Source organism: Streptomyces sp. NPDC051567 (genome assembly GCF_044454165.1).
GTDB lineage: Bacteria > Actinomycetota > Actinomycetes > Streptomycetales > Streptomycetaceae > Streptomyces.
In genome coordinates this window covers 1-26,806 of sequence record NZ_JBITDK010000040.1, presented here as the reverse complement: position 1 = coordinate 26,806, position 26,806 = coordinate 1, and the positions used below count along the sequence as shown (strand labels likewise).

Genomic DNA, 26,806 nt, shown 5'->3' with positions numbered 1-26,806 from the left:
CGCGCGCCGCCCGTCCCCCGCCCGCGCGCCGGGGCCCGCCCGCCCGGCCCGTACCTGCGCCCCGGGGCCCGGGGGGGTCACCCCCCCGGGCCACCGGGCCGAAGTACGTGCCGGCCGGTGGCGACAGGTGTGCTCAGCCGCCGGCCGGCGCCGCCGCGGGCCCGACGACGACCGGCACGCCGTTGAACACCGCGTTGCCCGACAGCGCGTCGATGACCGTCTCGTCGGTCAGGGCGTTGGCGTTGAAGCCGGCGTGTCGGGCGGCGACCCGCTGGGACGAACCCTGGTGCCCCCAGCCGTGCGGCAGGCTCACCACCCCCGGCATGATCGAATCGGTGGCCTGCACCGGTACGACGAGTTCGCCGGCGGCCGACGTGACCTCGGCCCACTCGCCGAGCCCGAGCCGTGCGACGTCGTCGGGGTGGACGTGCAGCGTGCACTGGTTGCTGCCGCCGACCAGACCTCGCACATTGTGCAGCCAGCTGTTGTTGGAACGCAGCTGGCGCCGCCCGATCAGGACGGTGTCCGGAGCGGACCGGTCCAGCCGTTCGCCCAGCCGCCCTATCTCGGCGTCGAGCCCGGGGTGGGCCAGCCGTACCCGCGCGTCCTCGGTGTGCAGCACCTCGGCCAGCCTGGGCAGCAGAGGACCGAGGTCCATGCCGTGCGGATGCTCGCGCAGCGTGTCCAGGGAGAGTCCGTAGGGGCCGCACTTGAGCAGGGCGTCCAGAATCAGTTCCGGACCGCTCTCGCCGGTGAGGCCCGCCCGCAGCGCGGCCACGTCCTGGCCCTCGACGGGTGAACCGGGGATCTGCACCCCGCCGCCGAGGATCTGCCCCAGGATCATCTCCTCCAGCTGCGCCGGATCGGCGTCCGCGCCCTGCCCGGCGGCGATCAGGGCGAGCCTGGCCATGATCTCGGCCTCGGACACCTGACCCGGCTCCAGGGGAAGGGCAGGCGGCGAGAACCGGGTGTAATTGCGCACCGTGACCGTGAGCAGCAGCAGGTCGTAGTGCGGCATCTGCAGGATGCGCGGCGGCGGCAGGATCACGTGCGCGTGCCGGGTCGTCTCGTTCAGATAGGGGTCGACGGACACCATGAAGTCGAGGCCGCCGAGCGCGTCGCCCAGCCGGGGACCGTTCGGCGCGGACAGGACGGGGTTCCCGGCCACCGTCACCAGCGCCCGCACCTGGCCCTCGCCCGGGGTGGTGATCTCGTCGGCGAGGGTGGCGAGCGGGAGTTCACCGAGCGCCTCGGGGAGTTCGCGCACCCTGCTGTGCCAGCGGCCCATGGTGAACGGCCGCGGCCCCCAGGGCACCTCCATCGTGGCGGGCTTGGGGAACATGACCCCGCCCGGCCGGTCGAGGTTTCCGGTCAGGACGTTGAGCACGTCCACGAGCCACTGGGTCAGGGTGCCGAAGTCGGCGGTGCAGGTGCCCATGCGGGTGTACACGGCCGCGGTCGGCGCGGCGGCCAGCTCGCGGGCCAGCGCCACGATGCGCTCGGCGCCGATCCCGCACACCGGCGCCACCGCGTCCGGGGTGAAGGCGGCGGCGTACTCGCGCAGCCGTGCCAGCCCCTCGACCGGGACCCGCACGTCGGTGAGGCCCTCCACGAGCAGCGTCCGCACCAGGGCGAACAGCAGCAGGGCATCGGTGCCCGGCCGGACGAACAGGTGGTCGTCGGCGATGGCGGCCGTGCGGGTGCGGCGCGGATCGACCACGACGATACGGCCGCCTCGGCGGCGCAGCGCGCGCAGCCTTCCGGGGAAGTCGGGGGCGGCGCACAGCGAACCGTGCGACTCCATCGGATTGGCGCCGAGCACGAGCAGGAAGTCGGTACGGTCCAGGTCGGGCACCCCGATCGCGGTGGCGCTGCCGAACATCAGGCCGCTCGCGACGTGCTTGGGGATCTGGTCGATGGAGCTCGCGCTGAACAGGTTGGTGGTGCCGAGCGACTGCGCCAGCGGCCCGCGGTAGAGGATTCCGGCCATGGTGTGGAAGGTGGGGTTGCCGAAGTACGAGGCGAGCGCCTGCCGGCCGTGGGCCTCGACGACCCCCATGAGGCCGCGCTCCACCGCCGCGAACGCCTCGTCCCAGCCGACCTCGCGCCAGGTGTCGCCCGTACGGATCATCGGCCGGCTCAGCCGGTCGGGATCTTCGTCGATCTGCCCCAGGCTCGCGCCCTTGGGGCAGATGTAGCCCTTGGACAGGGGATCTTCGGTGTCACCCCTGACGCTCAGCACCCGGTCGTCGTCGGCGAGTTCGAGCCGCAGCCCGCAAACGGCGTCACAGATGGGGCAGGTGCGGTGCACGGTGCGCAACTCGACTCCAGGGATCGTGGACGGGAGGCACGCCGGGCAGGCGCCGACGGACCGGGCCGGGATCATGAGACGGTCTCACCACCGCGACCCGCCCCGCATCTCCACGTGTGCGCAGCTCAGACGGATACAGACCGCAATCCGGGAGATGCGGGACGCGCGCGCCGGACCCGAATCTGGCCGCATGACTGACTTCGACGGCAAGACCGTACTGATCACCGGTGGCGGCAGCGGCATCGGACTGGCCACGGCCAGGCGACTCGTGGCCGAGGGCGCGAACGTGGTGCTCGTGGGACGCGACGCCGAGCGGCTCGACACCGCGGCCAAGGAACTGGACGCGGGCGACCGGGTCCTCACCGTGGCGGCCGACGTGTCACGCCTCGCCGACCTCGACGCGGTGTACGCACAGGTGAAGGAGAGGTTCGGCAGCCTGGACGGGATCTTCGCCAACGCCGGCATCGGGTACAACGCCCGGACCGCCGACGTGACCGAAGAGGCCTTCGACCAGGTCGTCTCCGTCAACTTCAAGGGCGCGTTCTTCACCGTGCAGAAGGCGCTGCCGCTGCTCGCCGAAGGCGCTTCGGTGGTCCTCAACGCCTCCTGGCTGGTGCACCGCGGCATGGGCGCCGGCTCGGTGTACGCGGCCAGCAAGGCCGCGCTCCTCAACCTGCCCCGCACGCTCGCCCCGGACCTGGCCGACCGGGGCATCCGCGTCAACGCCGTCACGCCCGGTCACATCGCCACGGAGATGTTCCACGCGGTGGCCCCGGTGGAGCCGGTGCGGGAGTACTTCCGCGGCCAGGTGGCCCTGGGGCGTTTCGGCGCCGCCGACGAGGTCGCCGACGCCGTGGCCTTCCTGCTCTCGCCCAGGTCCTCGTACATCACGGGCCAGGAGATCGTGGTCGACGGCGGCCTGGCCGCATCCGTGCCCAGCTGACCCGTCCGGACCGCTCCAGGACGGACCGGCCCCGCGCGGGCCGACGGGCCGCTCCGCAATCGAGGAGATGCGCGACGGCGGGGCCGCTGTGACGCTCCTGCCAGGCAGGTCGCCGGAAACGCGCGACCGGACCGCGGGAGAGGAACCGCCGGCCCGCGCGGACCGGCGGAACGACGCAGTGACATGACGGGACGACGTGGCCCGACGGTGGAGCCCCGTCCTCAGAAAGGGATGCGCGAAGCAATGACAGTGACCGCCCACGTTCTTGGACAGGACCTTCGTACTCCGCCCGAACCCGGTATCACCCCGGACGAGATCGTCGCCCGCGCCGAGGCCGTCGCGGCATCCCTGATCGCCCGCCAGGCCGAGACGGAGGAACGGACCTTCTACGCCCAGGACACCCACGAGGAGTTCACGGCGGCGGGCTTCTACCGCATCCTCGTACCCCGCCGGTACGGCGGCTACGAGTTCGGCATCGACACCTTCATGCGGGTGGTCATGGCACTCACCCGGGGGTGCCCCTCCACGGGCTGGATGTTCTGTCTGGGCGCCGCCCACGCGCACGCGGTGGCGACGCTCTTCGACGAGGAGACCCAGGACGAGGTCTTCGCCGGCGGCGACTTCATCTGTCCCGCGACCGTCGCACCCAGCGGTACCGCGGAGCGGTCGCCCGACGGGGGCTGGGTGATCAGCGGCACCTGGAACTACTCCTCCGGCGCGCCCTACGCCACCCACTTCGTCGGCCACACCCTGGTCTTCCCCGAGGACGGGGCCGACCCGTACCCGATGATGTTCATCGCACCGCGCAGCCAGTTCCGGGTCCTGGACGACTGGGGACAGCAACTCGGCCTCAAGGGCAGCGGATCGCACAGCATCACCATCGAGGGCGCCCACGTCCCCGACCGGTGCACACTGCCCCTGCACATGAGCCAGGTCACGGTCACCGCAGGCACCCCGGGCCTGGCCCTGCACGGCAACCCGATGTACGGCGGTGGACCGCTGAGCGTCATGGTCCTGGAGGACGCCGCACTCGCCATCGGCATGGCGCAGGGCGCGCTGGACACCTACGAGGAGCTGATGCGCTCCCGCCGGACCATCTTCCCGCCCGTCGTCAGCCGTACCGAGGACCCGGACTTCCAGTTCTGGTACGGCGAGGCCGCCGGGCTCATCGCCACCGCCGAGGCCGCCTTCCTCCAGGCGATCCGCCAGTGGCACGAGGCCGCGGACGAAGGCCCGCAGGCGTTCACGGCCGAACGCGAACTGCGCATCGTCACGATCTGCCGCGAAGTGGTCCGCATGAGCCGCCGCGCCGTGGAAGCACACCTCTACCCGACCGCCGGATCGAGCGCGATCCGCAGTGGCGAGCGCATGGAACGCATCTGGCGGGACCTCTCCATGCAGCACAGCCACGCCGGCATCGCCGTGTTCCTGAACGCCCACGCGAACCGGGAGTACGCCAAGGCCCGGTTCTCCGGTGCCTGACCGCCGCTTTCCCTGACCCATCCGAACGTTCTCAGGAGGTACCCGTGACGGGTGACAAGACCGGCACTCGTGCGGTGGTACTCGGCGGCAGCATTGCCGGCCTGTTCGCCGCCAGAGTGCTCGCCGATGCCTACGACGAAGTGCTCATAGTCGACCGTGATGTGCTCGTGGGGGTGGACGGCCACCGGCGCAGCGCCCCCCAGGGCCGGCACATCAACGGCCTGCTGGCCCGCGGCCAGGAGGTCATGGAGGAGCTGTACCCGGGCATCACCGAGGAACTCTTCGCGGACGGCGTGCCCACGGGTGACCTGGCGGGCAACGTCCGCTGGTACTTCAACGGCAAGCAGCTCAAGCAGCAGAGCGCCGGCCTGGTCTGCGTGGCCGCCAGCCGTCCCATGCTGGAGCGCCACATACGCGAGCGTACCGCTGCCCTGGCCAACGTCTCCTTCGCCGAGGAGCACGACATCCTCGGCCTGGAGACCACCCCCGACCGAGGCCGGATCACCGGCGCCCGCGTTCAGCGGGTCGGTACCGACACCGAGGAGGTCATCGCCGCCGACCTGGTCGTCGACGCCACGGGCCGCGGCTCACGCACCCCCGTCTGGCTGGAGGAACTGGGCTACGCCCGGGTCGAGGAGGAGCGCAAGAAGATCGGCCTGGGCTATGTGACCCAGCACTACCGGCTGCTCGCCGACCCCTACGACGGCGACCTCTCCATCAACCCGGCCGCCTCACCCGAGGTACCGCGCGGCGCCATCTTCACCAAGACCGACGGCGACCGCGTCGAGCTGACCACGTACGGGCTGCTCGGCGACCACCCGCCGATCGACCAGCAGGGCCTGTACGACTGGACCGGCACGCTGGCCGTCCCGGACATCCACCAGGCACTCCAGCACGCCGAACCGCTGGACGAGCCCGTCGCGTTCCGCTTCCCGACCACGCTGCGCCGCCACTACGAGAAGCTCGACCGCTTCCCGGACGGTCTGCTCGTCACCGGTGACGCGGTCACCTGCTTCAACCCGATCTACGCCCAGGGCATGACGGTCGCCGCGCTGTGCGCCCTGACCATCCGCGACCACCTGCACACCGGTGCCTCCCCGCAGCCGATGCAGTACTTCCGTGACCTCTCCCACGACGTCATCGACCCGCCGTGGGAGATGACCAACATGGTCGACCTCGGCTTCGCCGGGGTACAGGGCGAGCGCACGGCACAGGTCCGCGTCGGGCAGATCTACCTGAAGCTCGTGCAGAAGGCCGCCGTCCTGGACGGCGAGGTCACCGCCGCCTACATGAAGGCCGCCGGTCTGGTCGAGCGCCCCGACTCGCTGATGAAGCCCGCACTGGTGGCACGGGTCCTGTGGAACACCGCCCGCGGCCTGGTGGGCACCCTGACGGGGCAGCAGCCCCCTCAGCGGCCCCGTCCCGTCCCGGTACGTCCGGGAGCGGACGGCGACCGGTCCCGCAAGGACCTCGTCGCGAGCTGACCACCCCCACCGGGACGACGAAGGGAGCAGGCGTGACCGGGACAACCGTGGTACCCGTGGCCGTCGTCGGGGCGGCGCCACCGCCCCGCGACGGGGGCACCCGGGCCGCCGCCCCGCCCCGCGCCTCCCGCGGCCGGCCCCTCACCACCCGCGGACCGGTCCACGAGGCGGTGCGCGCGGTGGCCCGCACCGCCCCGGGCACGGTGGCCGTCGCCACCGACGACACCTCCCTCGACTACGCGGGGCTCCAGGCCCGGGCAGCGGCCGTCACCAGGGAACTGCGGGCGAGGGGCGTCGGCCCGGGCGCCCCCGTCGCGGTGCGGATGGCGAACGGACCGGACCGGGCCGCCGCCCTCCTCGGCACCTTCGCCGCGGGCGCGTACGCCGTCTGCCTGAACCCGGGCAGGGCGGGCGACCGCGACCGGGAGGCCCTGACCGCCGCCGCACCCCTGTGCCTGCTCACCGATCCCGTCGGCGCGGACGACACCCTGCCCGCCTGGTACCGGGAGCAGTGCGGCGGCCAGGTCCTCGAACCCGCCGCCCTCACCCCCGTACCGGGTACGGGGGAGGAGCCGCCGCACCCCGGCGGGCCGGGCGACCCGTGGGCCTACCTGACCCACACCTCGGGCTCCACCGGAACGCCCAAGGGCATCCCGCAGACCCACCGGACCCTCGCCCAGTTCGTCGGCTGGTTCGCCCGGGAGTTCCGCATCGGCCCGGGGTCACGGGTCGCGCAGTGGGCCTCGCCCGGCTACGACGCGAGTCTCGTGGAGATGTTCGCGGCCCTCGCCTCCGGCGCCACCCTGTGCCCGGTGCCCGACCGGATCAGGGCCCACCCGGAGAAGCTGGCCGCCTGGCTGGTCGCGCGGCGCATCACCCACTTCCAGACCGTCCCGAGCTTCGGCCGGGCCCTGCTGGGCGCGATCGGCACCACAGGGCTCCGCCCCACCGCGCTCGGCCACCTCCTGCTGGCCGGCGAACCCCTCCACGGCGAACTGGCCAACGGGCTGCGCACGGCCCTCCCCGGCGTCCGGATGGTCAACCTGTACGGTGCCACCGAGACGATCCTGGCGACCTGGCACGAGATCAGCGGCCCGCAGCCGCAGACGGTCCCGGCCGGGCTGCCCGTTCCCGGCCGCCGGATTCTGGTCCTGGACGAGCACGATCGCCCATGTCCACCCGGAACCACGGGCAGTATCGTGGTGCACAGCCCCTACATCACCCCCGGCTACACCGGTGGCAAGGGGCAGCACGACGACGCGTTCCGCCCGGTGGACGAGCCCTTCGGCGCCGGCCCGGCGGACGGCCGCTACTACCGCTCCGGGGACCTCGGCCGACTGCGCCGGGACGGGGTACTGGAGTTCGCCGGCCGCGGCGACTCCCGGATCAAGTTCTACGGCGTGCGCATGGAGCTGACCGACATCGAAGCGGCCCTGGCCGCCGACGAGTCGGTGACCGACTGCGCCGTCGTCGCCCACACCGGTCCGGACGCACTGGTGTCGCGCCTGATCGCGTACGTGGTGCCCGCACCCTCCCGGGAGGGGCTGCCCGCCGGCACCTCCGCCCTGTGGCGGGCCGTACTGCGCCGCAGGTTCGGAAAATCCATGCTTCCCGTCGCCTTCAGAACGCTGACCGCGCTGCCGCGAAACGTCGGAGGGAAGGTCGACCGCCGCTCACTGGTGGCCCTGGACCAGGCCCCGGGGTGAACGGCTCCCTGTGCTCCGCCCCCTGAATTACCCAAGTGCTACCGAACCAATGATGAGGTGAGAATCGTGACCATTGTCGAGGCCGAACTCTCGGTCGATTCCGACGGGGCAACTGTCCAATTCGACGGAGAGAACCTGGACATCCCCGCGGTACGGCGGGTTGCGGAGCACCAGGCACCCGTCACGGTGGCCCCGGAGGCGCTGGCCAAGGCCGCGAACAGCCGCCGGGTGTTCGAGGACATCGTCCGCACCGGCGAGCCCGTCTACGGGGTCACCACCGGCTACGGCGAGATGATCTACATGCTCGTGCCCACCTCCAAGGAGGTGGAGCTACAGACCAACCTGGTGCGCAGCCACAGCGCCGGTGTCGGACCGCTGTTCGCCGAGGACGAGGCGCGCGCGGTCCTGGCCGCCCGCCTCAACGCCCTCGCCCGCGGCTACTCCGCCGTCCGCCCCGAACTGCTGGAACGCCTCGCCCTCTACCTCAACCTGGGCATCACCCCGGCGATCCCGGAGATCGGCTCGCTCGGCGCGAGCGGCGACCTGGCACCGCTCTCCCACATCGCCACCTCGCTCATCGGCGAGGGCTACGTCCTCCAGGACGGCGTCCGCACCGAGACCGGCGCGGTGCTCCGCCGGCACGGCATCGAGCCGCTCCAGCTGCGTTTCAAGGAGGGCCTGGCGCTGATCAACGGCACCTCCGCGATGACCGGCGTCGGCTCCCTCGTCGTGGGCCGGGCCTTCGAGCAGGTGCAGCAGGCCGAGATCATCACCGCCCTCGTCCTCGAAGCCCTCCAGGGCTCCACCAGCCCCTTCCAGGCGGAGGGCCACGACCTGGCCCGCCCGCACCAGGGCCAGATCGACACCGCGGCCAACATGCGCGCCCTGCTCAAGGGCAGCGGCCTGGCCCTGGAACACGCCGAGCTGCGCCGCCAGGCCCAGGAGCAGAAGACCGGCGAGGGCGTGGACCGCACGGAGGTCTACCTCCAGAAGGCCTACACCCTGCGGGCGATCCCGCAGGTCGTCGGCGCGGTCCGCGACACCCTCTACCACGCCCGGCAGAAGCTGGAGATCGAGCTCAACTCCTCCAACGACAACCCGCTGTTCTTCGAGGGCAAGGAGATCTTCCACGGGGCGAACTTCCACGGCCAGCCGATCGCGTTCGCCATGGACTACGCCATGATCGCCCTGACCCAGCTGGGCGTCTTCTCCGAGCGCCGCACCAACCGGCTGCTCAACCGGCACCTCAGCGACGGGCTGCCCGAGTTCCTCGTCAAGGGCGACCCGGGCCTCAACAGCGGCTTCGCCGGAGCGCAGTACCCGGCGACCGCCCTGGTCGCGGAGAACCGCACCATCGGCCCGGCCAGCACCCAGAGCGTGCCCTCCAACGGCGACAACCAGGACGTCGTCAGCATGGGCCTGATCGCCACCCGCAACGCCCGCCGGGTCCTGCAGAACAACAGCTACATCCTCGCGGTGGAGAGCCTCGCCGCCGCCCAGGCGATCGACCTGTCCGGCCGCTACGACCGGCTCAGCCCGGCCGGCAAGGCCGCGTACGACAAGATCCGCTCCCTGGTCCCCACCCTGGACCGCGACCGCTTCATGTCCGACGACATCGAGCTGATGGCAGCCGCGCTGTCCCGGGGCGAGCTGCTCGAAGCCGCCACGCAGAGCGGCACCGAGCTGCGCTGACAGCCGTCGCCGGCCCGCCCACGAAACCACCGCACAGCGGCCCGGATCAGCTCCGGGCCGCTGTGCGGCCCCCTTTTCCCGTATCCCGCCGCAGACCTTCTTTGGGGACCCCATGAGCATTCCGCTCTCGTTCAATCAGGAATTCCTGTGCATGTTCGACCAGGGCGACGAGGAGGGGCCGTTCGGCCCCCGGTACAACATCGTCGGAGGCTGGCGGCTGTACGGAAAGATCGACACGGACGCCCTCCAGGAAGCCCTGGACGACGTCGTCGTGCGCCACGAAGGACTGCGCACCTCCATCGTGCGCAGCCCCGACGGCCAGCGCCAGGACATCCGGCCGCCCGGCCCGGTGAGCCTGGAGATACGCGAGCTGCCGCTGCCGGACGCCGACGGCCGCGACCGCCGTGCCGAGGAGCTGATCATCGAGGTCGAGGGCGGGCTCTACGGGGTCACCCAGCTGCCGCTGCTGCGGGCGGTCCTCGGCCGGTTCGACGAACAGGACGCCGTGCTCGTCCTCACCGCCCACCACACGGCGGCCGACGAGATCTCCATGCAGCTGATCATGCGTGACCTCGCCGCCCGCTACGCGCTGCGCAGCGGACGCCCGGCGCCCGCGCTTCCCGAGCCGGCGCAGTTCCAGGAGTTCGCCGTCTGGGAGCGGGAGCGGTTCGCCCCCGACACCCCGGCCGCGGTCAAGGCACGTGCGTACTGGCGTGAGAAGCTCGCGGGCGGACAGATCACCGGCATCCCCACGGACCACCCCAAGTCCGCGGGACTGCCCAAGACGACCGCCGTGCACCGCTTCCTCATCGACGCCGAGCTGACCACCGCCACCCTGGAGCTCGCCAGATCCACCCGGAGCACGGCCTTCATGGTCCTGCTCTCCGCCTACCAGCTCCTCCTGCGCGAGCGGACCGGCGTCAGCGACGTCACCGTGCCCACCATGGTGTCCGGCCGCGGACCGGCCCGCTTCCAGGACACGGTGGGCGCGTTCTTCAACTTCGTGCCGCTGCGGACCGGCATCGCCGACTGCGCGACGTTCCGCGAGGTGATCGAGCGGACCCGCGCGACCTGCTTCAAGGCGTACGCCAACGAACTGCCGTTCGGCCAGATGGTCGCCGAAGCACCCGAGGTGGCCGCCTCGTTCGCCGCGGACGACCTCGGCGTCTTCGCCTTCCAGGTGTTCCAGTTCGCCGCGGCGCAGCGCGAGCCCGCCGGCAACCTGGAGTACTCCGAGATCCGCAGCCGGGTGCTGTCCCAGCCCGTGAGCACCGACATCCCGGACGGCGCGATGATCCAGCTCGCCGTCGATCCCACGACCGGCGAGATGGCCGGGTACCTGGGCTACAACACCAACATCTACCGCGACGAGACGATGCGACGCCTCGCCGAGGACTTCCGCGACCAGCTCCGCGAGGCCGTCGGCGCCCCCGACGCCCCGCTCCGGAGCGCCGGCCCCCGGGCCGCCTGACACCCGGGAGCACCCGGCACACGGAAGCGCCGGCCGGGACATTCCGGCCGGCGCTTCCGTCTGTCAGGTGCTCGGGTGCTCAGGTGTGTCAGGTGCTCAGATGCCGAACAGGCCGTTCCTGGTCTCGCGCAGCTCGTCGAACGAGGACAGGTCCGGTACGGTCCAGCCGTCCAGGTCGTACTCGCCCAGGCACTCGTCGACGAACGCCTTGTAGTTGTCGACCTGCCCGTTGGCCATCTGCGAGAACAGCAGCTCGACCCGGGTGTTCTCGTGGTTGCCCGCGTAGTTGCGCTCGTAGAGCTCGTGCCGGCCACCGAACTCGGTGCCGGTCGCGTCCCACAGCAGCTTCATCAGCTTCACCCGGTCGACGGCCTCCGTGCCCTGCGAACCGCGCAGGTACTTGTCCAGGTACGGCCGGACCTCGGGATTCTTGAAGTCCTCCGCGCTGGAGTTCACGTAGATCAGCCCGCTCGCGACGTCCTGCTGGATGATCTCCTTGATCCGCGGGTAGCCGATCTGCATGAACCACCGGTAGGCCATGCCGTACTGCGGATTGGGCAGCACCGCACCGTTCCTCCACTCCACCGGGTTCCGGGCAGCCGCGTCGGAGAAGGCCCAGAAGAGATTCCGCCAGGCCAGCACCTCGCCGACCCGGCTCTGCACCCCGCGGAAATCATTCGTCCCGGTGATTTCCAGTGCCTTGATCAGCAGACCCGCGATGAATTCCAGCTTCACGGCCAGCCGGGTACATCCGTGGAAGGTGAAACGCTCCACAAAACCGGAACGGGCCGCGAAGGTCTGTATCTTTCCCAGATGGCCGTAGATGAACACGTTCTCCCAGGGAATGAGAACCTTGTCCAGGACCAGGATCGTGTCGTTCTCGTCCAGCCGTGAGGAGAGCGGGTAGTCGAACGGGCTGCCCATGACCGTCGCCGTCGCGCTGTAGGAGGGACGGCAGATCAGCTTCATCCCCGGCGCGTCCATCGGCACCGTAGCCACCAGCGCGAACTCGCGCTTCTTGACGGGCAGCCCGAAGTGCGCGATGAAGTTGTAGTGGGCCAGCGCGCTGCCGGTGGCGACCACCTTGGCCCCGCTGACGACGAGACCCGCGTCGGTCTCCTTCTCGACGTGGATGAAGACGTCCTTCACCTCGTCGGGCGACCGGTTGCGGTCGACCGGGGGATGCACGATCGCGTGGTTCCAGAACAGGACCTTCTCCTGCGACTCCTGGTACCAGCGCCGCGCGTTGTCCCCGTAAGGGTCGTAGTAGTCGGAGTTCGCCCCCAGCGTCCCGAGGAACGAGGCCTTGTAGTCCGGGCTGCGCCCCATCCATCCGTAACTCATCCGCGCCCAGCCGGCGATCGCCTGCTGGTCGGCGACGAGGTCCTCGGCGCTGCGCGGGGTCCTGAAGAAGCTGTGGGTCCAGCCGTCGCTCCCGGTGTCGGTGGGCCGGGTCAGGACGCCCCGCCGGGCCGGGTCGTGGAGAGCGTCGTACAGCCGCGCCGTCATCCGGATCGGATTGCGGAACGCCGGATGCGTGGTGACGTCCTTGACGCGCTCGCCGTACAGATAGATCTCACGGTCGTCGCGCAGGCTCTCGATGTACTCGTCCCCTGTCAACGGACGGGTTTTCCGCCGCTCCTCAGCAGGGCCTGCGGGCATATCCTGACGCTCGGTCATCAGTTTTCGTCCCGTTTCCTTGTCGGCAAGGGCAATACGGCCTCCATGGTCGCAGCCACCACCCCGGCGGGCGTCTTTGATATTGCGGGGTCACCGGACACACCGGCCGACCGCCCACAACCGCCCACAAGGCGCAATCCAGAAGATGCAGGTGCTCCGAGAGGACTGCGACGGTCGGTCGTGAGTACTACGGTCCGCCCATTTCCGGGCCGGTCGTGGTGGTGCGTATTTCCAGGAGGACATGGTGTTGACAACCGACGTGCCGACGCGGGAACAGCTCGTTCACCGCGCAGCCGAACTGCGCCCGCTGTTGCGGAAGCACGCGGCCTGGGCGGAGGAGAACCGGCGCATTCACGACGAGTCGATCGAGGCCCTGGCCGACGCAGGCATCTTCCGGATGAGGCTGCCGGCCCGGCACGGCGGCTTCGAGAGCGACGCCCGCACCATGGTCGAGGTGGCTTCCGAGCTCGGCCGCGCCGACGGGTCCACGGCGTGGACCGCCTCCGTCTACTGGATTCCGGGCTGGATGGCCGGGCTCTTCCCCGACCCGGTCCAGGACGAGGTGTTCGCCACCCCGGGCGTACGGATCTGCGGAACGCTGAGCCCGGGCGGCATGGCCGCCCCCGTCGACGGCGGTGTCGTCGTCAACGGTCAGTGGAAGTTCATCAGCGGCGCGCTGCACGCCCACTGGCAGGTCGTCGTCGCCATCCAGCCCACGCCCGGGGGCGCGATGCCGGTGATGGCCCTCGTGCCCATGGCCGACCTCACCGTCGTCGACGACTGGCACACCGCGGGCCTCAAGGGCACCGGCAGCGTCACCACCGTCGCGCAGAACGTCTTCGTGCCCGCCGAGCGGGTCCTGCCCCTGCCCGTCGTCGTACAGGGCCAGGGCGGCGCCTCGCAGGCCGCCGCCGGCTCACCGCTGCACCGGCCGCCGCTGCTGCCCGTAGCCTCCGCCTCCTCCGTCGGAGCCGTCCTCGGCCTCGCCAGGGCCGCCGGCGAGGCGTTCTTCGAGCGGCTGCCCGACCGCAAGATCACCTACACCGACTACGCCTCCCAGCGCGAGGCCCCGCTGACGCACCTTCAGGTCGCCGAGGCCACCCTCAAGACCGACCAGGCCGAGTTCCACGCCCTGCGTCTGGCCGACCTGGTCGACTCCAAGGCCGCCGGCGAAGCGCCGTGGACGCTCCAGGAGCGGGTCCGGGCCCGCGCCGACCTCGGCGCCGTCTGCCGCCTCGCCAAGGAGGCCGTGGACATCTTCCAGACGGCCAGCGGCGGCTCGTCGATCTACCTGGACGTACCGATCCAGCGGATCTCCCGCGATGTCCAGGCGGTCAACCTGCACGCGCTGATGCACCCCGACACCAACACCGAGCTGTACGGCCGGGTGCTGTGCGGGCTCGAACCCAACACGCTCTACATCTGATTCCCCGGTGCGCCCCCACCGGGGCGCACCGCCCGCCATCAGCCCAGCCCACGGACAAGGGAGCACCATGACCGCCGCAACCACCACGACCGTCACCGACGCCACCGTCACCGACGCCACCGTCACCGACGCCGACAGGGCGGCCGTCGCCGCCGTTCCGGGGCGTATCGTCGCGGCCTGGGCCTCGTACGACGCCACCGCCTTCGCGCAGGTCTTCACCCCCGGGGGCAGCATGATCCTGCCGGGCACCTACCGCAGCGGCCGGGACACGATCGAGGAGTTCATGACCGCCGCCTTCCAGGGCCCCTTCAAGGGCACCCAGGTCGTCGGCCAGCCCCTCGCCCTGAACTTCATCCGCCCCGACGTGGCCCTGGTCATCACCCAGGGCGGCATCCTCGGCCCCGGGGAGACCGAGGTCTCCGACGCCCGCGCCGTCCGGTCCACCTGGGTCATCAGCAAGCAGGACGGCGAATGGCTGCTCGCCGCCTACCAGAACAGCCCCCGCGACGCCGCCTGACGACGAGGAGACGCACCCGAGAGCCCGCGTACCTCCCGGCCGGGAGGTACGCGGGCTCTCACGGGTTCCGGCCGGTGCTCCCCCCCCGGTGCTCCCCTGTCGGCCGGAACGCCAGGACGGGGCCTCCCGGCGGCTCGTGGGCGCGCATCCCGTCCGGGCCGTACCGGGGAGGCCCCGTCGCCGTGCTCCCGCGCGGGAGCACGGGCACACCGACCGCGCCCCCGGCTTCCTGGGAAGCCGGGGGCGCGGTGTCGTACGTACGGGGCCGGTCAGACGGTGACGGCGACCGCGACCGCGGGCACCGGGGCCGTCAACCGCACCGGGAGCGACCGGTGACCGTTCATGATGAAGGTCGGGAGCGGCTGCAGCTCCCCCTTCTCCACGGCCAGCGACAGGTCGGGGAACCGCTCGAACAGGGTCGACAGGCCGATCTTCGCCACCAGCCGGGCCACGCCCGCGCCCAGGCAGTAGTGCGGGCCGACACCGAACGACAGGTGCTCCTTGTCGGCACGCGTGACATCGAAGGCGCAGGCGCTCTCACCGTGCACCGCGGGGTCACGGCCCACCGCACTGTAGTTGACGAGGATCGGGTCGCCCTGCGGGATCGTCACCCCGTCCAGCTCGATGTCCTCCACGGCGTAGCGCAGCGGCAGGTGCGCCAGCGGCGACTCGACGCGCAGCGTCTCGTCGATCACGTCGTCCCAGGAAGCCGCCCCGGAGGTGACCAGGGCACGCTGCTCGGGATGGGTGAGCAACGCCGTGATGGCGTTGTCGAAGAAGTTGATCGTGGTCTCCGAGCCCGCACCGAGGATCGCGAAGATGGTGTCCGTCAGCTCCGCCTCGGACAGCCGCGAACCGTCCTCGTCGCGCGCGGCGATCAGGTCGCTGGTGATGTCCTCGCCCGGCGTCGCCCGCTTCTCGGCGACCAGTTCCTCCATCGCCCCGCGCCAGTCCTGCAGCACCGACTGGGCCTGCTCGGGCGTGACGGTGGTGTCCACCATCATGTCGATGACCTTCGCCGTCTTGGCGCGGGCGTTCTCGGACATCCCGATGAGGTCGGCGACCAGCATCGCCGGCAGCGGATAGGCGAACCGCTCCCGCAGGTCCACCACTTCGCCCGGTTCCACGCTCTCCAGCGCGCCCACCAACTGCTCGGTGAGCTCGACGATGCGCGGCCGGATGGCCTCGGTGCGCCGCGGCGAGAACGCCTTGCCGACCAGCCTGCGCAGCCGCAGGTGGTTCTTGCCGTACGCGGTGACCATGTTGTCCATGGCGATCCAGCTGATCATCTCCCAGTTGGGAGGTATCTCGCCGTTGATGAACTTGGGCCAGTGGTTGCGGGCGCTCTTGGTGACCTTCGGGTCGGTCAGTACCTTCCGCACGCCCGCGTAGTCGTTGATCGACCAGGCGACGACACCGCCGGGGAGTTCCACCTGGACGGCGCGGCCCTGAGCGCGCAGCCCGGCGGCCTCGGCGTGCAGGTCCCGGCCGGTGGGGTCGAGGGCGACGGGGCAGCGTTGTTCCACGGAGTACTCCCGGGAGTCATGGATCGACAGTGGGTCGTGCATCGGCCCGACAGCGCGGAGCGGAGGGCTGTCGGCGTACGCGGGCGCCGGGCCTGGACCTTGGGTCCTGCTTCTTGCGGACCTCGACGGTCCTGGGCCTGTGCCGAACGGACCGGCCACAGAACCGGCCACAGAGCCGGTGCTGTCACAGCACTAGACGGTGACGCCGGCCTTCCCGGCGACGGTGCGGATGAACGACGACAGGGTCGGGTCCTCCTCGAAGATGTCGCCGATGTCGACGAGGACGTCCAGCTCCTCCTCGACCCGCGCCACCATGCGGACCGCCGCGATCGACTCCCCTCCCGCCTCGAAGAACGTGACATCCGCGTCCGCGGAGCCCCCCTGACCGAGCACATCGGCCCAGATCCCGGCCACTTTCTCCTCGATCAGCGAGAGGCTCACGGGCTCCACAAGATTGCCGTTCATGGGGGAAGGCTCCTTCGCCAGTATCGGTCCGCCGACGTTCATCGCCTCAGCGTCACACCCGGCCCGGCGGGGGGCATCTCCTGGATTGCGGGCCGCCGCACGGCTTCGCCCCCCTCGCTCCGCCCGGTTCTTCCCCGTTGCTCAGTTCCCCCGGGACGGCGGCCCGCAACGCTACCTCGCCATGTCGGCCGGGCCCGCGCCGGGCGCACCACGCACTCTTGGCACACGCGGGACGACCCGGAGACGAGACGGAACGAGGCGAGACACATGGCACGCGTGGAAGTGAACATCTCGATGTCGGTGGACGGATTCATCACCGGCCCGCACCTCGACCAGTACCCGGGGCTGGGGGAGGGCGGTGAGATCCTGCACGGCTGGCTGTCGGAGGGCGACCGCGGAAAGATCCTCGACGACGTCCTGTTCGGCCCGGCCGGAGCCGTCGTCACCAGCCGCACGGTGTACGAGGACACCGACGGCTGGGGGGACGACGGCTTCTACGGGATGCCGGTCTTCGTCCTCACCCACCGCCCGCACCCGACGGTCACCAAGGGCGCGACGGTCTTCACCTTCGTCACCGGCGGCATCGAGGAGGCGATCAGCCGGGCGGTGGCCGCCGCGGGCCCCAAGAAGGTCCATGTGATGGGCGGCGCCGGCGTGATCCAGCAGGCCCTGAACGCCGGCCTGGTGGACGAACTCTCCCTGCACGTCGCGCCGGTGCTCCTCGGCAGCGGCACCCCGCTCTTCGCGCACCTCGGCGGTCCGGTCCGGCTCGAACGTACGGAGACCCTGGACACCGCCACCGCCACCCACCTCCGGTTCCGTGTCCTGAAACGGTCCTGAAACGGTCCTGACGCGGCCGGGCCGCAGCCCCCGGACCGCCTGGAGCCCTTGCGGCCCTTGCGGCCGGACAGCACACTGCCGGAAACCGGGAACCGGTTTCCGGCAGTGTGCTGTCCGGCACCCCGCAAGGTCTCATGCGGCCTTGCGCGCGACCGCGATCAGATAGCCCATCTCCGGCAGCACCCCCACCGGGGCGCGGAAGACCTCCAGCATCGGGGCGATCCCCTCACCGTAGCGGCCCACCAGCTCGTCGAACCGCCGGTCGACGGCCTCGGTCACCCGCACGGCCGTCCGGCCGGTGTGGAGGCTGATGTCGGTCAGTTCGTCCAGCTCGAAACCGGCGTCGAGGATCAGGCGGCGGTGCTCGTCGAGCGGCAGCCGCGGAGTGGCCTGCATCTCCTCCGTGAAGCGGTCCACCATCTCCTTGTGCTTCCCGGTGAGCGGAGCGGCCAGCAGGTGGTCGGTGACGACCACCCGCCCGCCGGGGCGCAGCACCCGGAGCATCTCGGCGTAGGCGGCCGGACGGTCCAGGTGGGGCAGCGTCTCGAAGGACCAGACGACGTCGAAGGAGTCGTCCGCGTAGGGCAGCGCCAGCGCGTCGGCGTACGCGAACGTGACCCGGTCGGCGAGCCCCAGCTCGGCGGACCGGCGGCCGGCCTCGTCGATCTGGGCCATGTTGTTGGACACACCGACGATCTCGGCCGGCGTGACCGCGGCGGCCCGGAAGGCCGGCAGCCCGATGCCGCACCCGATGTCCAGCATCCGGCCACCGCCGCCGAGTCCGGACCTCTCGATCACCAGGTCCGTCATCCGGTCGGCGGCGACCCGGTTGGAACTGTCGTCCTCCTCCGAGTGCCAGTAACCCATGTGGAAGTTCTCGTCCCACAACTCGACGACGAGCTGGTTGGCGATCTCGTAGTAGTTGTTGGTGTCCTCGACCGTCGGAACGGCCTGGTCCGTGCTCATGAATCCTCGATTCACCTTGGCTGGACAGCGCTGAGCCCGGACACGGGCCCAGCACGGGGATGTCGTACGGCGGGGACGCACCTTCGACGGGACGCCCGCCCGCCGGGTCACACGATGTGGACGTCGGGTACGTAGAGGATCCAGCGCCCCCCCTGCTCGGTGAAGCGGCGTTCCTTGGCCATGATCTCCTCGGCGTGGTTCCACGCGAACAGCAGCGCGTAGTCGGGATAGGGCTCCGCGAAGGTCTCGGACGGCACCACGGGGATGTGCGTCCCGGGAGTGAGCAGCCAGTGCTTCTCGGGCGTGGAGTCGCACACGTACGACACCAGATCGGGGCCGATGCCGCAGTAGTTGTTCACCGTCGCGCTCTTGGCCGTGGCTCCGTACGCCGCGACGGTACGGCCCTGCGCCCGCAGCCGGTACAGCAGTTCCGTCAGATCGGTACGGGTGCGCTCGGCGGCGGCGGCGAAGCGCAGCAGCGGCTCGGGCCCGTCCAGCCCGGCCTTCCGCTCCTGGGCCACCAGCTCCTCCAGCGCGGCGGACGGGGAACGGACCCCGGGCCTGGCCACGGTGTACCGCACCGAGCCACCGTGCATCGGCAACCGCTGCGCGTCGACCAGCTCCAGGCCGAAGCGGGCCGCCAGGTTCCGCACCGAGTGGGCCGAGAACAGGTAGAAGTGCTCGTCGTAGACCTGGTCGAAGTAGGTGTGCTCGACGATGTCACCGAGATAGCGGTCCTCGAAGACGAACACACCGGTGTCGGACAGGAGCGTCTCCACCCCGCGGAAAACCGAGCCCAGGGCGGCGATGTGGCTCGTGGTGTTGGCGGAGAAGATGAGATCGGCCGGCCCGTCGGAGGCGCGCACGGCAGCCGCCGACGCCTCCTCGAAGAAGGCGACGTGGACGCGCACCCCCTTCGCGGCGGCGGCCTCGGCGGCACCCCGCGACGGGTCCACACCCAGGTGCCGGACCCCCTGCCCGCTGACGGTCTCCAGCATGACGCCGTCGTTGCTCCCGATCTCCACGACGAACGGGTCGTCACGTCCGGCGAGCTCGGTCTCCAGGTAGTACCGGGCCGTCCGCGCGAAGTGGTCGCGGACGAAGGACGAGCCGGAGGCCCGGTACGGGTAGTCCGCGTGGAACATCCGCTCCCGGTCCACCTCCTCCACCTGCTGCACCATGGAACAGTCGTCACAGATCCCGACGGCGAGCCGGAAGAAGTGTTCGACACCGGTACTGCCGGGTCTCACGAACGCCTGGGACACGGGCTGTCGCCCGAAGTCCAGGCACACCCGCACTCCGCCGCCGCAGATGCGGCAGGGGGACGTCGCGCGTCGTACGGCGGAATCGGTCACCTCGGTCACCTCTCTGAAACACGCAATGCCAGAAAGCGAGCGTGTGTCATCGCCCCGGCGCTGTCATCTCTGAGGGTGCTGTGACCACTTCGGGCCTCGTCGGGCGCCGTGCTCCCCACGCACGGCAGGAGATGCGCCACGAACCGTCCGGCCACCACAATCGGACGCATCCGATGACAGGGGAGCGTCCACATGGGACCAGCGATCACACTCGGCGCCCGCGAGGACAGCGCGGTGGCCGGGCGGTGCGCGAGATCCGCGGAGGCCGTGCACGGCGGCGCTCCCCTGTCCACGGACCGCTTCCCCCGGTGGTACGCCCACCGCCGCCGCGCCCACCGCTTCCACGTCGGCCGCATCCCGTTCGACGCGCTCGACGGCTGGACGTTCGAACCCGGCACGGGAAACCTGGCCCACCGCAGCGGCGGGTTCTTCAGGGTCGAAGGGCTGCACGTCACCGGCGCCCCCGGGCCCGTACCGCACTGGCAGCAGCCCGTCATCGTGCAGCCCGACGCCGGCATCCTCGGCATCCTGGCCAAAGAGTTCGACGGGGTGCTCCACTTCCTGCTGCAGGCCAAGATGGAACCGGGAAACCCACGCCTGGTGCAGCTGTCACCGACCGTCCAGGCCACGCGCAGCAACTACACCGGCATGCACCGGGGAGCGGCCGTCCCGTACCTCGACCACTTCACCGGGCGGCGGCCCGGCCGGGTCCTCACCGACTCCCTGCAGTCCGAACACGGTTCCTGGTTCCTGCGCAAGGCCAACCGCAACACCGTCGTGGAGACCGACGAGGACATCCCCGTGCACCAGGACTTCCGCTGGTTCACCCTCGCCCAGATCGGCGCCCTGCTCCGCCTGGACAACCTGGTGAACATGGACACGCGCAGCGTCCTGGCCTGCCTGCCCACCGGCGACCCGGACCATGGCGCACTCCACTCCGACATGCGGCTGCTGTCCTGGCTCACCGATGAGCGGGCGGCCCGCCACACCCTGCGCGCCGAACGGACACCGCTGGCCCGGGTGGCGCGGTGGACCGGCGGCGAGTACGCGATCGACCACGCCGAAGGCCGCTACTTCCGTGTGGTGGCCGTGCAGGTGGAGGCCGGCAACCGGGAGGTCGGCCGGTGGTCCCAACCGCTCTTCGAGCCGATCGGGCAAGGGGTGACGGCGTTCCTCGTGCGCCGCTTCGGAGGCGTCCCCCACCTGCTCGTACGCGCCCGGGACGGCGAGGGCGGAGCGGCGTCGGTGGAGCTCGGCCCCACCGTCCAGGCGACGCCGGGCAACTACGCCCATCTGCCGGAGGCCGCCCGGCCCCCGTTCCTGCGCACCGTCCTCGACGCCGCCCCCGGCCGGGTGCTCTACGACGTGGTGCACTCCGAGGAAGGGGGCCGCTTCCTCGGCGCCCGGAGCCGCTGCCTCTTCGTGGAGGCCGGTGCGCACGAGGCCCCCGCCGAACCGCCGCCCGGTTTCTTCTGGGCCACCCCGAACCAGATCAACACGCTCCTGGGGCACAGCGGTTACGTCAACGTGCAGGCCCGCACCCTGCTCTCGGCACTCACCACGCGCGCGGTCGTCCTGTGACCCGACCCGTCCGGGTCGGCGTCATGGGCGCCGCGGGCATCGCCCGGCGCCGCCTGCTGCCCGCCCTCGCCTCCTGCCCCGGCACCGAAGTGGCCGCGGTCGCCAGCCGGTCCGCCCGGACGGCCGCCGACCTGGCCCGCACCTACGGATGCCGTGCCGTGCGGGGCTACGAGCCACTGCTGGACGACGACGACGTCGACGCGGTCTACATCCCCCTGCCGGCCGCCCTGCACGCCACCTGGGTGGAAGCGGCCCTGCGGGCGGGCAAACACGTCCTCGCGGAGAAACCACTGACCTCGTCCGCCCCGTCCACGGCCCGGCTGCTGGAGCTGGCCCGGTCACTGGGGCTGGTGCTCATGGAGAACGTGATGTTCGTCCACCACCCCCAGCACGCCGAGGTGCGCCGGCTGGTCACCGCGGGCGCGATCGGCGCACCACGCCTGTTCCACGCACGGTTCACGGTGCCCAGACTGCCGCCCGACGACATCCGCTACCGGTCCGACCTGGGTGGCGGAGCCCTGCTGGACACGGGGGTGTACCCGGTGCGGGCGGCCCTGCACCTCCTCGGCCCCGGCCTCACCGTGGTGGGCGCGGCCCTGACCCGGGCCGGGGGCTTCACCGTGGACACCTCCGGCGCGGCCCTCCTCACGACACCCGAGGGAGTCCTCGCACAACTGTCCTTCGGCCTGGACCACGGCTACGGCAGCTCCTACGAACTGGTCGGCTCCGAGGGCCGGATCGGCCTGGAGCACGCCTTCACCCCGCCCCGTGACCACCGTCCCGTCCTGCGGCTGTCCCGCGGCGCGGACACCGAGCAGATCCGGCTGCCCGCCGCCGACCAGGTGGCCCGTACGGTCGCCGCGTTCGCCCAGGAGGTCCGTTCAGGGCGCCGCGGCACCCTCACGGAGGCCAGGGACGAGGTCACCCTGCTCCAGGCCGGCCTGCTGGACCGCATCCGGAGCACCGGCGTGGTCCGCCCGCCCCGCGACCGGTCCGCCCTGACACCCGCCGAAGCGGGCGCGTCCGCCTCGCGTCAGGCGGCGTAGCCGGGCAGGAGGCCGCGGGCGGCGGCCTCGGCGAGCGTGGGCGCGCCGAGGTCGCGCCCGGACAGGACCGGATCGATACCGCCGGGCAGCGCCAGGCCGAGCCGGGGATCGAGCGCCGAGACCGCCAGCTCGTGCTCGGCCCGGTAGGGGGCGGACAGCAGATAGGCCACGGACGTGTCGTCCTCCAGCGCCAGGAAGGCATGGCCGAGACCGGCCGGAAGATACACGGCACGGAAGTCCACCGCGTCCAGGAGCACCGTGTCGACGACACCGAACGTGGGCGAGCCCACCCGCAGATCGACGACGAAGTCCAGCGCCGCGCCCCGTACGCAGTGCACGTACTTGGCACACCCGGGCGGCGTCGCGGTGAAGTGCACACCGCGCAGCACACCGCGCCGGGAGGTGCTCAGCAGCGTCTGGGCCGGCGGGAAGAGCGGGGCGCCGTGGGCGCCGAGGAACCGCTCCCCGTGGAAGGGCACGACCGTCAGCCCGCGCTCGTCGCGAAAGACCCGGGGGGTGAACTCCATGGCGCCCCGGACACCGAGCCGCCGCACGCCCGCGACCGCCGGCCCGCCCGAGGCGTCCGGCGGCCGGGGCGCCGGGGTCACTTGCGGATTCCGACGAACAGCCCGGGGCTGTTGGGACGGCCGTCCGCCAGGCTCAGCGGGGGAACGAACTCCACCGTGCAGCCGGCCCGCTCGAAGGCTTCCTCGTACGCGGCACGGGTGAAGAGGCCCACCATGAGCACATCGCTGAACTCCCTCATGCCCTCGGAGTCCGCCACCACGAAACGCACTTCGTGCCGGGTACGGTCGCCCACCCGGGTCGCCCGGGTGACCCGGGCGACGACCCGGCCCTCCTCACGGGCCACATGGCCGCCGACGTACCCGTCGATGAAGTTGTCCGGGAACCACCACGGCTCGACGACCAGCACCCCGCCGGGCACGAGATGCCGCGCCATGCAGCCGATCGCCTCGTCGAGCTCGGCGGCCGACTCCACGCAGGCCACCGAGTTGCCGAGACAGGTCACCGCGTCGAAACCGCCCTCCAGGGCGAAGCGGCGCATGTCCCCGGCGTGCACCGGTACCTCCGGCAGGCGCTCCAGCGCGGCCTGCCGCATGGCCTCGGCGTACTCCAGGCCCTCGGTGCGGGCGAAGTGGCCGCCGAACGCTTCCAGATGGGCGCCGGTCCCGCAGGCGACGTCGAGCAGAGATCCGGCCCCCGGGAACCGGGACCGGATCAGCTGTGTGAGCGCCTCGGTCTCGGCGGCGAAGTCCTTGCCGCGGCTGCGGAAGACGAGATCGTAGATCCCGGCGTGGTCCGGCCCGTATGCCATGAGGTTCAGCTCTCCCAGAGGTGTGACGCGTCCGGCTCAGGACGTCGGCACGGCCGCGGTGGGGCGGACCGGCCGGCGCGAGGCCATGGCGTCGATGAGTGAAGTGGTCACGTGCTCGACGTCGTCGTCGCTGAGGCCCTGGTGGAGCGGCAGGCACAAGGTCGCGGCCGACGCCCGCTCGGCGCCCGGCAGCCGCAGGTCCCCGGCGCCGTAGGCCGAGACCTGATGCAGCAGCGGATAACGGAAGGTGGTGTAGATCCCGCGCTCGTAGAGGTCCTTGGCGACCGCGTCCCGGATGGCCGGGTCCATCTGGACCCAGTACAGGTAGTACGACGAATGGTGCCCCGCGGGCAGCGCGGGCGGGAGAGCGAGGCCGGGCACCCCGTCGAGCAGGGTGTCGTAGGCCGCGGCCACCTCCCGGCGCCGCGCCACGAACCCGTCGAGACGGTCGAGCTGCACGGTGCCGATCGCGGCCAGCACGTCGTTGGTGACCGAGCGCCGGGAGAAGGAGGAGATCTCGAAGTCCCACCACCGGGTGTCGCGGCGCAGCGCCTCGGTGTACCCGCTGACCTGCTCCAGGCCGAAGTAGGCCAGCTTGCGGGCGCGCTCGGCGAGTTCGGGATCGGCGGCGCAGAGCATGCCGCCGTCCACCGACACGGCGATCTTGCCGTGGTCGAAGCTCCACACCCCGATGTCGCCGAAGGTTCCGCAGGCGCGGTCGCCGATGCGTGACGCCTGGGCGTTCGCGGCGTCCTCGACCAGACGGACACCACGCTCCCGGCACAGCTCGGCGATCTTGTCCACATCGCCGGGCGCCCCGCCGTAGTGCAGGACGACGACGGCCTTGGTGGCGGGCGTGAGGCACTCGCGGACCTGGTCCACCGTCGGATTCAGCGTCCGGGGGTCCACGTCGCAGAAGACGGGACGGGCACCCGTGGCGGCCACGGCGTTGCCGGCGCCCACGAAGCTCACCGTCGGCAGGACCACCTCACTGCCCGGACCGACGCCGAGCAGTTGCATGGCGATGAAGGTCGCCTCGGTACAGGAATTGGTGGACACCACACGTTCGGCGGGGACACCCAGGCGCGTGGCGAAGGTCTGCTCGAACGCGTCCACCCGCGAGCCGCGGCCGATCCAGTTGCTGTCGAACACCTTGCGGACCTCTGCCAGCTCCCGCTCTCCCAGGGAGGGCTGAAACACATTGATCATGACGGTCCTCCTCCAGACGGATGCGACGGGGCGCTCCTGCCGTCCACACGGGCGGTGTGACGCCGCTTCACCATGGCCGCCCTCGCCGTGCCCACGCATCTCCTGGTGTGCGGTGGGGGACGCGCGGACCGGCCCCACGAGCAGGCCACGAACATTGCGCATGTAGGGAGTTGTCCCGGCCACGGCCGGAAAACACGATGGTTCAGCCTCGGACTCCCGAGAGCGGCAGACGAGAATTCCTGGTGAGGGAGACCTCCATGCGCGTCATGCTGACCGCACTTCCACAGATTTGCCACCTCTACCCGATCATTCCCTACGCCCAGGCACTACAGGCCGCCGGGCACGAGGTCGTCATCGCCGCGCCACCCGGCGCCGCGGACGACATCATCGCCGCGGGGCTCACCGCGGTCTCCTGCGGAGAGGCCGTGCCCCCCTCCCTGCAGAACTGGGCCAAGCACGGGCTGCTGCCCGACGCCGAGGAGCGCGAGCGGCTCGCCTCGCTGCTCGCGATCCGCCCCGAGGACCGTGACCACTGGGACGTCTTCTACCAGTTCTACGTCTTCGCCTGCCGCTTCTACCTCCCGCGCGAGCCGCGCCAGGACATCGACAGCCTGGTGGAGTTCGCCCGCGCCTGGAAGCCCGACCTGGTGCTGTGGGAGTCCTGGTTCCCGGTGGGCGGTGTGGTGGCCCGCGCCTGCGGTGCCGCTCACGCGCGCATCCTCATCGGACCGGACTACGGCGCCTGGTCGATCGACCAGTACGCGGCGCACAAGGAGACGGCGGGAGCGGAGCTGGGCGAGAACCCGCTGCTCTCCGCCGTCCGGCCGGTGGCCGAGCAGTACGGTGTCGAGGTCGACGACGACCTCCTCCTCGGCGCACTGACCATCGACCCGTTGCCTGCGGAGATGCGGCTGTCCCGCTCCGTGGACTCCCTCCCGGTGCGATGGGTGCCCTACAACGGCGGCGGTGAACTGCCGTCCTGGCTGTACACCAAGCCGGAGCGGCCCCGGGTGGCGCTCACCCTGGGCGTCTCCAACCGGGCGTACAACAAGGGCGACAGCCGCGTCGCCGCGCTCATGGAGGCCGTCGGCGGCCTCGACATCGAGGTCGTGGCCACCCTCGACGCCGCCCAGCTCGACGGCGCCCCGCCGCTCCCCGACAACGTCCGCGTGGTCGACTACGTGCCGCTGGGGCAACTGCTGCCGACGTGCGATGCGGTCATCCACCACGGTTCCAGCGGGACGTTCTGGGCCGCGCACGCCGCGAACCTGCCGCAGCTGATCATGGACACGGACGAGCCGCAGCGGGTGTCCTTCACCGGGGAGGGCGAAAGCCTCGGCTTCACCGTCAGCGGCAGGCACCTGGACTCGTGGCTGTCGTCGAACTACATCGTCGCCCGCGGCGCCGGTGCGCGCCTCGACCACCAGAAGCAGTCCGTGGCCGAGATCCGCGAACAGCTCGTCAAGGTACTGACCGAGCCCGCCTGCAAGGAGGCCGCGGCGGTCCTGCACCGCGAGTGGCTGTCCAGGCCCGGCCCGGCCGACATCGTGGCGGACCTGGAGAAGCTGGCCGCGACACACCGGCCGGCGACCTGACCCGGCCCGCACGGCCCGCACGGCCCGCACGGCCCTCGTGGCCGGCAACCGGGCGCGGGGGCGCCCCCGGCCCCCCCCCCGGGGGGGGGGGGCCGGCGCCCCCCCCCGGGGGGGGGGCCCGGGGGGGGGCGCGGCCGCGCGCCGGGGGGCGGCGGCGCGGCGCGCGGGGGGACCC

At 71.4% G+C, this 26,806-nt stretch carries 21 protein-coding genes; 12 read left to right on the top strand and 9 right to left on the bottom strand.

The features are described 5' to 3' along the window. Window positions 1-133: 133 nt before the first annotated feature. Entirely contained in the window at window positions 134-2,320 is a 2,187-nt protein-coding gene (locus ACIA5F_RS28690; protein ID WP_399357947.1) for a molybdopterin-dependent oxidoreductase, read from the bottom strand. Window positions 2,321-2,501: 181 nt separating this feature from the next. On the opposite strand from ACIA5F_RS28690, the gene ACIA5F_RS28685 reads away from it, so the two are divergent. The 6 genes from ACIA5F_RS28685 to ACIA5F_RS28660 all read left to right on the top strand — a co-directional run bounded on the left by ACIA5F_RS28685 (window position 2,502) and on the right by ACIA5F_RS28660 (window position 11,089). Next, window positions 2,502-3,254, top strand: a complete 753-nt coding sequence (locus ACIA5F_RS28685; RefSeq protein WP_399357945.1) for an SDR family NAD(P)-dependent oxidoreductase — start codon at window positions 2,502-2,504, stop codon at window positions 3,252-3,254. 243 nt (window positions 3,255-3,497) lie between these two features. Continuing rightward, window positions 3,498-4,736 carry an acyl-CoA dehydrogenase family protein gene (locus ACIA5F_RS28680; protein ID WP_399357943.1) on the top strand — a complete coding sequence of 413 codons (1,239 nt, stop codon included), beginning with the start codon at window positions 3,498-3,500 and terminating at the stop codon, window positions 4,734-4,736. A 44-nt stretch (window positions 4,737-4,780) separates the two neighbouring features. Next, entirely contained in the window at window positions 4,781-6,220 is a 1,440-nt protein-coding gene (locus tag ACIA5F_RS28675) for an FAD-dependent oxidoreductase (protein ID WP_399357941.1), read from the top strand. A 32-nt stretch (window positions 6,221-6,252) separates the two neighbouring features. Continuing rightward, window positions 6,253-7,926, top strand: coding sequence for an amino acid adenylation domain-containing protein (locus ACIA5F_RS28670; protein WP_399357939.1), 1,674 nt, complete (start codon window positions 6,253-6,255; stop codon window positions 7,924-7,926). Between the two features lie 66 nt (window positions 7,927-7,992). Beyond that, entirely contained in the window at window positions 7,993-9,618 is a 1,626-nt protein-coding gene (cmdF, locus tag ACIA5F_RS28665) for a tyrosine 2,3-aminomutase (RefSeq protein WP_399357936.1), read from the top strand. A 112-nt stretch (window positions 9,619-9,730) separates the two neighbouring features. Next, window positions 9,731-11,089, top strand: coding sequence for a condensation domain-containing protein (locus ACIA5F_RS28660; RefSeq protein ID WP_399357934.1), 1,359 nt, complete (start codon window positions 9,731-9,733; stop codon window positions 11,087-11,089). A 96-nt stretch (window positions 11,090-11,185) separates the two neighbouring features. On the opposite strand, the gene ACIA5F_RS28655 is transcribed toward ACIA5F_RS28660, so the two are convergent. Continuing rightward, a complete protein-coding gene (locus ACIA5F_RS28655; protein ID WP_399357969.1) occupies window positions 11,186-12,751 on the bottom strand; it encodes a 4-hydroxyphenylacetate 3-hydroxylase family protein in 1,566 nt (521 codons plus the stop codon). Window positions 12,752-13,013: 262 nt separating this feature from the next. On the opposite strand from ACIA5F_RS28655, the gene ACIA5F_RS28650 reads away from it, so the two are divergent. Continuing rightward, window positions 13,014-14,195, top strand: coding sequence for an acyl-CoA dehydrogenase family protein (locus ACIA5F_RS28650; protein WP_399357967.1), 1,182 nt, complete (start codon window positions 13,014-13,016; stop codon window positions 14,193-14,195). Window positions 14,196-14,262: 67 nt separating this feature from the next. After that, window positions 14,263-14,712, top strand: coding sequence for an SgcJ/EcaC family oxidoreductase (locus ACIA5F_RS28645; RefSeq protein ID WP_399357932.1), 450 nt, complete (start codon window positions 14,263-14,265; stop codon window positions 14,710-14,712). A 269-nt stretch (window positions 14,713-14,981) separates the two neighbouring features. On the opposite strand, the gene ACIA5F_RS28640 is transcribed toward ACIA5F_RS28645, so the two are convergent. Continuing rightward, on the bottom strand, window positions 14,982-16,280 hold the full coding sequence (locus tag ACIA5F_RS28640; RefSeq protein ID WP_399357930.1) for a cytochrome P450: 1,299 nt from the start codon (window positions 16,278-16,280) through the stop codon (window positions 14,982-14,984). A gap of 150 nt (window positions 16,281-16,430) precedes the next feature. Continuing rightward, entirely contained in the window at window positions 16,431-16,703 is a 273-nt protein-coding gene (locus ACIA5F_RS28635) for a phosphopantetheine-binding protein (RefSeq protein ID WP_399357928.1), read from the bottom strand. 267 nt (window positions 16,704-16,970) lie between these two features. On the opposite strand from ACIA5F_RS28635, the gene ACIA5F_RS28630 reads away from it, so the two are divergent. Then, window positions 16,971-17,543, top strand: a complete 573-nt coding sequence (locus tag ACIA5F_RS28630; protein WP_399357926.1) for a dihydrofolate reductase family protein — start codon at window positions 16,971-16,973, stop codon at window positions 17,541-17,543. 132 nt (window positions 17,544-17,675) lie between these two features. On the opposite strand, the gene ACIA5F_RS28625 is transcribed toward ACIA5F_RS28630, so the two are convergent. Together ACIA5F_RS28625 and ACIA5F_RS28620 are read right to left on the bottom strand one after the other, a co-directional pair. After that, window positions 17,676-18,509, bottom strand: a complete 834-nt coding sequence (locus ACIA5F_RS28625; RefSeq protein ID WP_399357924.1) for an SAM-dependent methyltransferase — start codon at window positions 18,507-18,509, stop codon at window positions 17,676-17,678. A 107-nt stretch (window positions 18,510-18,616) separates the two neighbouring features. Next, window positions 18,617-19,864, bottom strand: a complete 1,248-nt coding sequence (locus ACIA5F_RS28620; RefSeq protein ID WP_399357922.1) for a methyltransferase domain-containing protein — start codon at window positions 19,862-19,864, stop codon at window positions 18,617-18,619. Between the two features lie 192 nt (window positions 19,865-20,056). On the opposite strand from ACIA5F_RS28620, the gene ACIA5F_RS28615 reads away from it, so the two are divergent. Together ACIA5F_RS28615 and ACIA5F_RS28610 are read left to right on the top strand one after the other, a co-directional pair. Beyond that, a complete protein-coding gene (locus ACIA5F_RS28615) occupies window positions 20,057-21,445 on the top strand; it encodes an NDP-hexose 2,3-dehydratase family protein (protein WP_399357920.1) in 1,389 nt (462 codons plus the stop codon). Then, entirely contained in the window at window positions 21,442-22,491 is a 1,050-nt protein-coding gene (locus ACIA5F_RS28610; protein WP_399357918.1) for a Gfo/Idh/MocA family protein, read from the top strand. Before ACIA5F_RS28615 ends, ACIA5F_RS28610 begins: the two co-directional genes overlap by 4 nt. Here the strand turns inward: ACIA5F_RS28610 and ACIA5F_RS28605 are convergent. The 3 genes from ACIA5F_RS28605 to ACIA5F_RS28595 are packed head-to-tail and all read right to left on the bottom strand — an operon-like array spanning window position 22,479 to window position 25,036. Beyond that, a complete protein-coding gene (locus ACIA5F_RS28605; protein WP_399357916.1) occupies window positions 22,479-23,099 on the bottom strand; it encodes a dTDP-4-dehydrorhamnose 3,5-epimerase family protein in 621 nt (206 codons plus the stop codon). The two genes, ACIA5F_RS28610 and ACIA5F_RS28605, sit on opposite strands and share 13 nt — an antisense overlap. Continuing rightward, window positions 23,096-23,827 (bottom strand): class I SAM-dependent methyltransferase, encoded by a 732-nt coding sequence (locus tag ACIA5F_RS28600; protein WP_399357914.1) that lies wholly within the window; start codon window positions 23,825-23,827, stop codon window positions 23,096-23,098. The genes ACIA5F_RS28605 and ACIA5F_RS28600 overlap by 4 nt, the downstream gene beginning before the upstream one ends. Window positions 23,828-23,863: 36 nt before the next feature. Further along, entirely contained in the window at window positions 23,864-25,036 is a 1,173-nt protein-coding gene (locus ACIA5F_RS28595; protein ID WP_399357912.1) for a DegT/DnrJ/EryC1/StrS family aminotransferase, read from the bottom strand. A gap of 257 nt (window positions 25,037-25,293) precedes the next feature. On the opposite strand from ACIA5F_RS28595, the gene ACIA5F_RS28590 reads away from it, so the two are divergent. After that, complete coding sequence (locus ACIA5F_RS28590) at window positions 25,294-26,631, top strand: nucleotide disphospho-sugar-binding domain-containing protein (protein ID WP_399357910.1); 1,338 nt, start codon at window positions 25,294-25,296, stop codon at window positions 26,629-26,631. The last annotated feature ends 175 nt before the right edge of the window (window positions 26,632-26,806 follow it).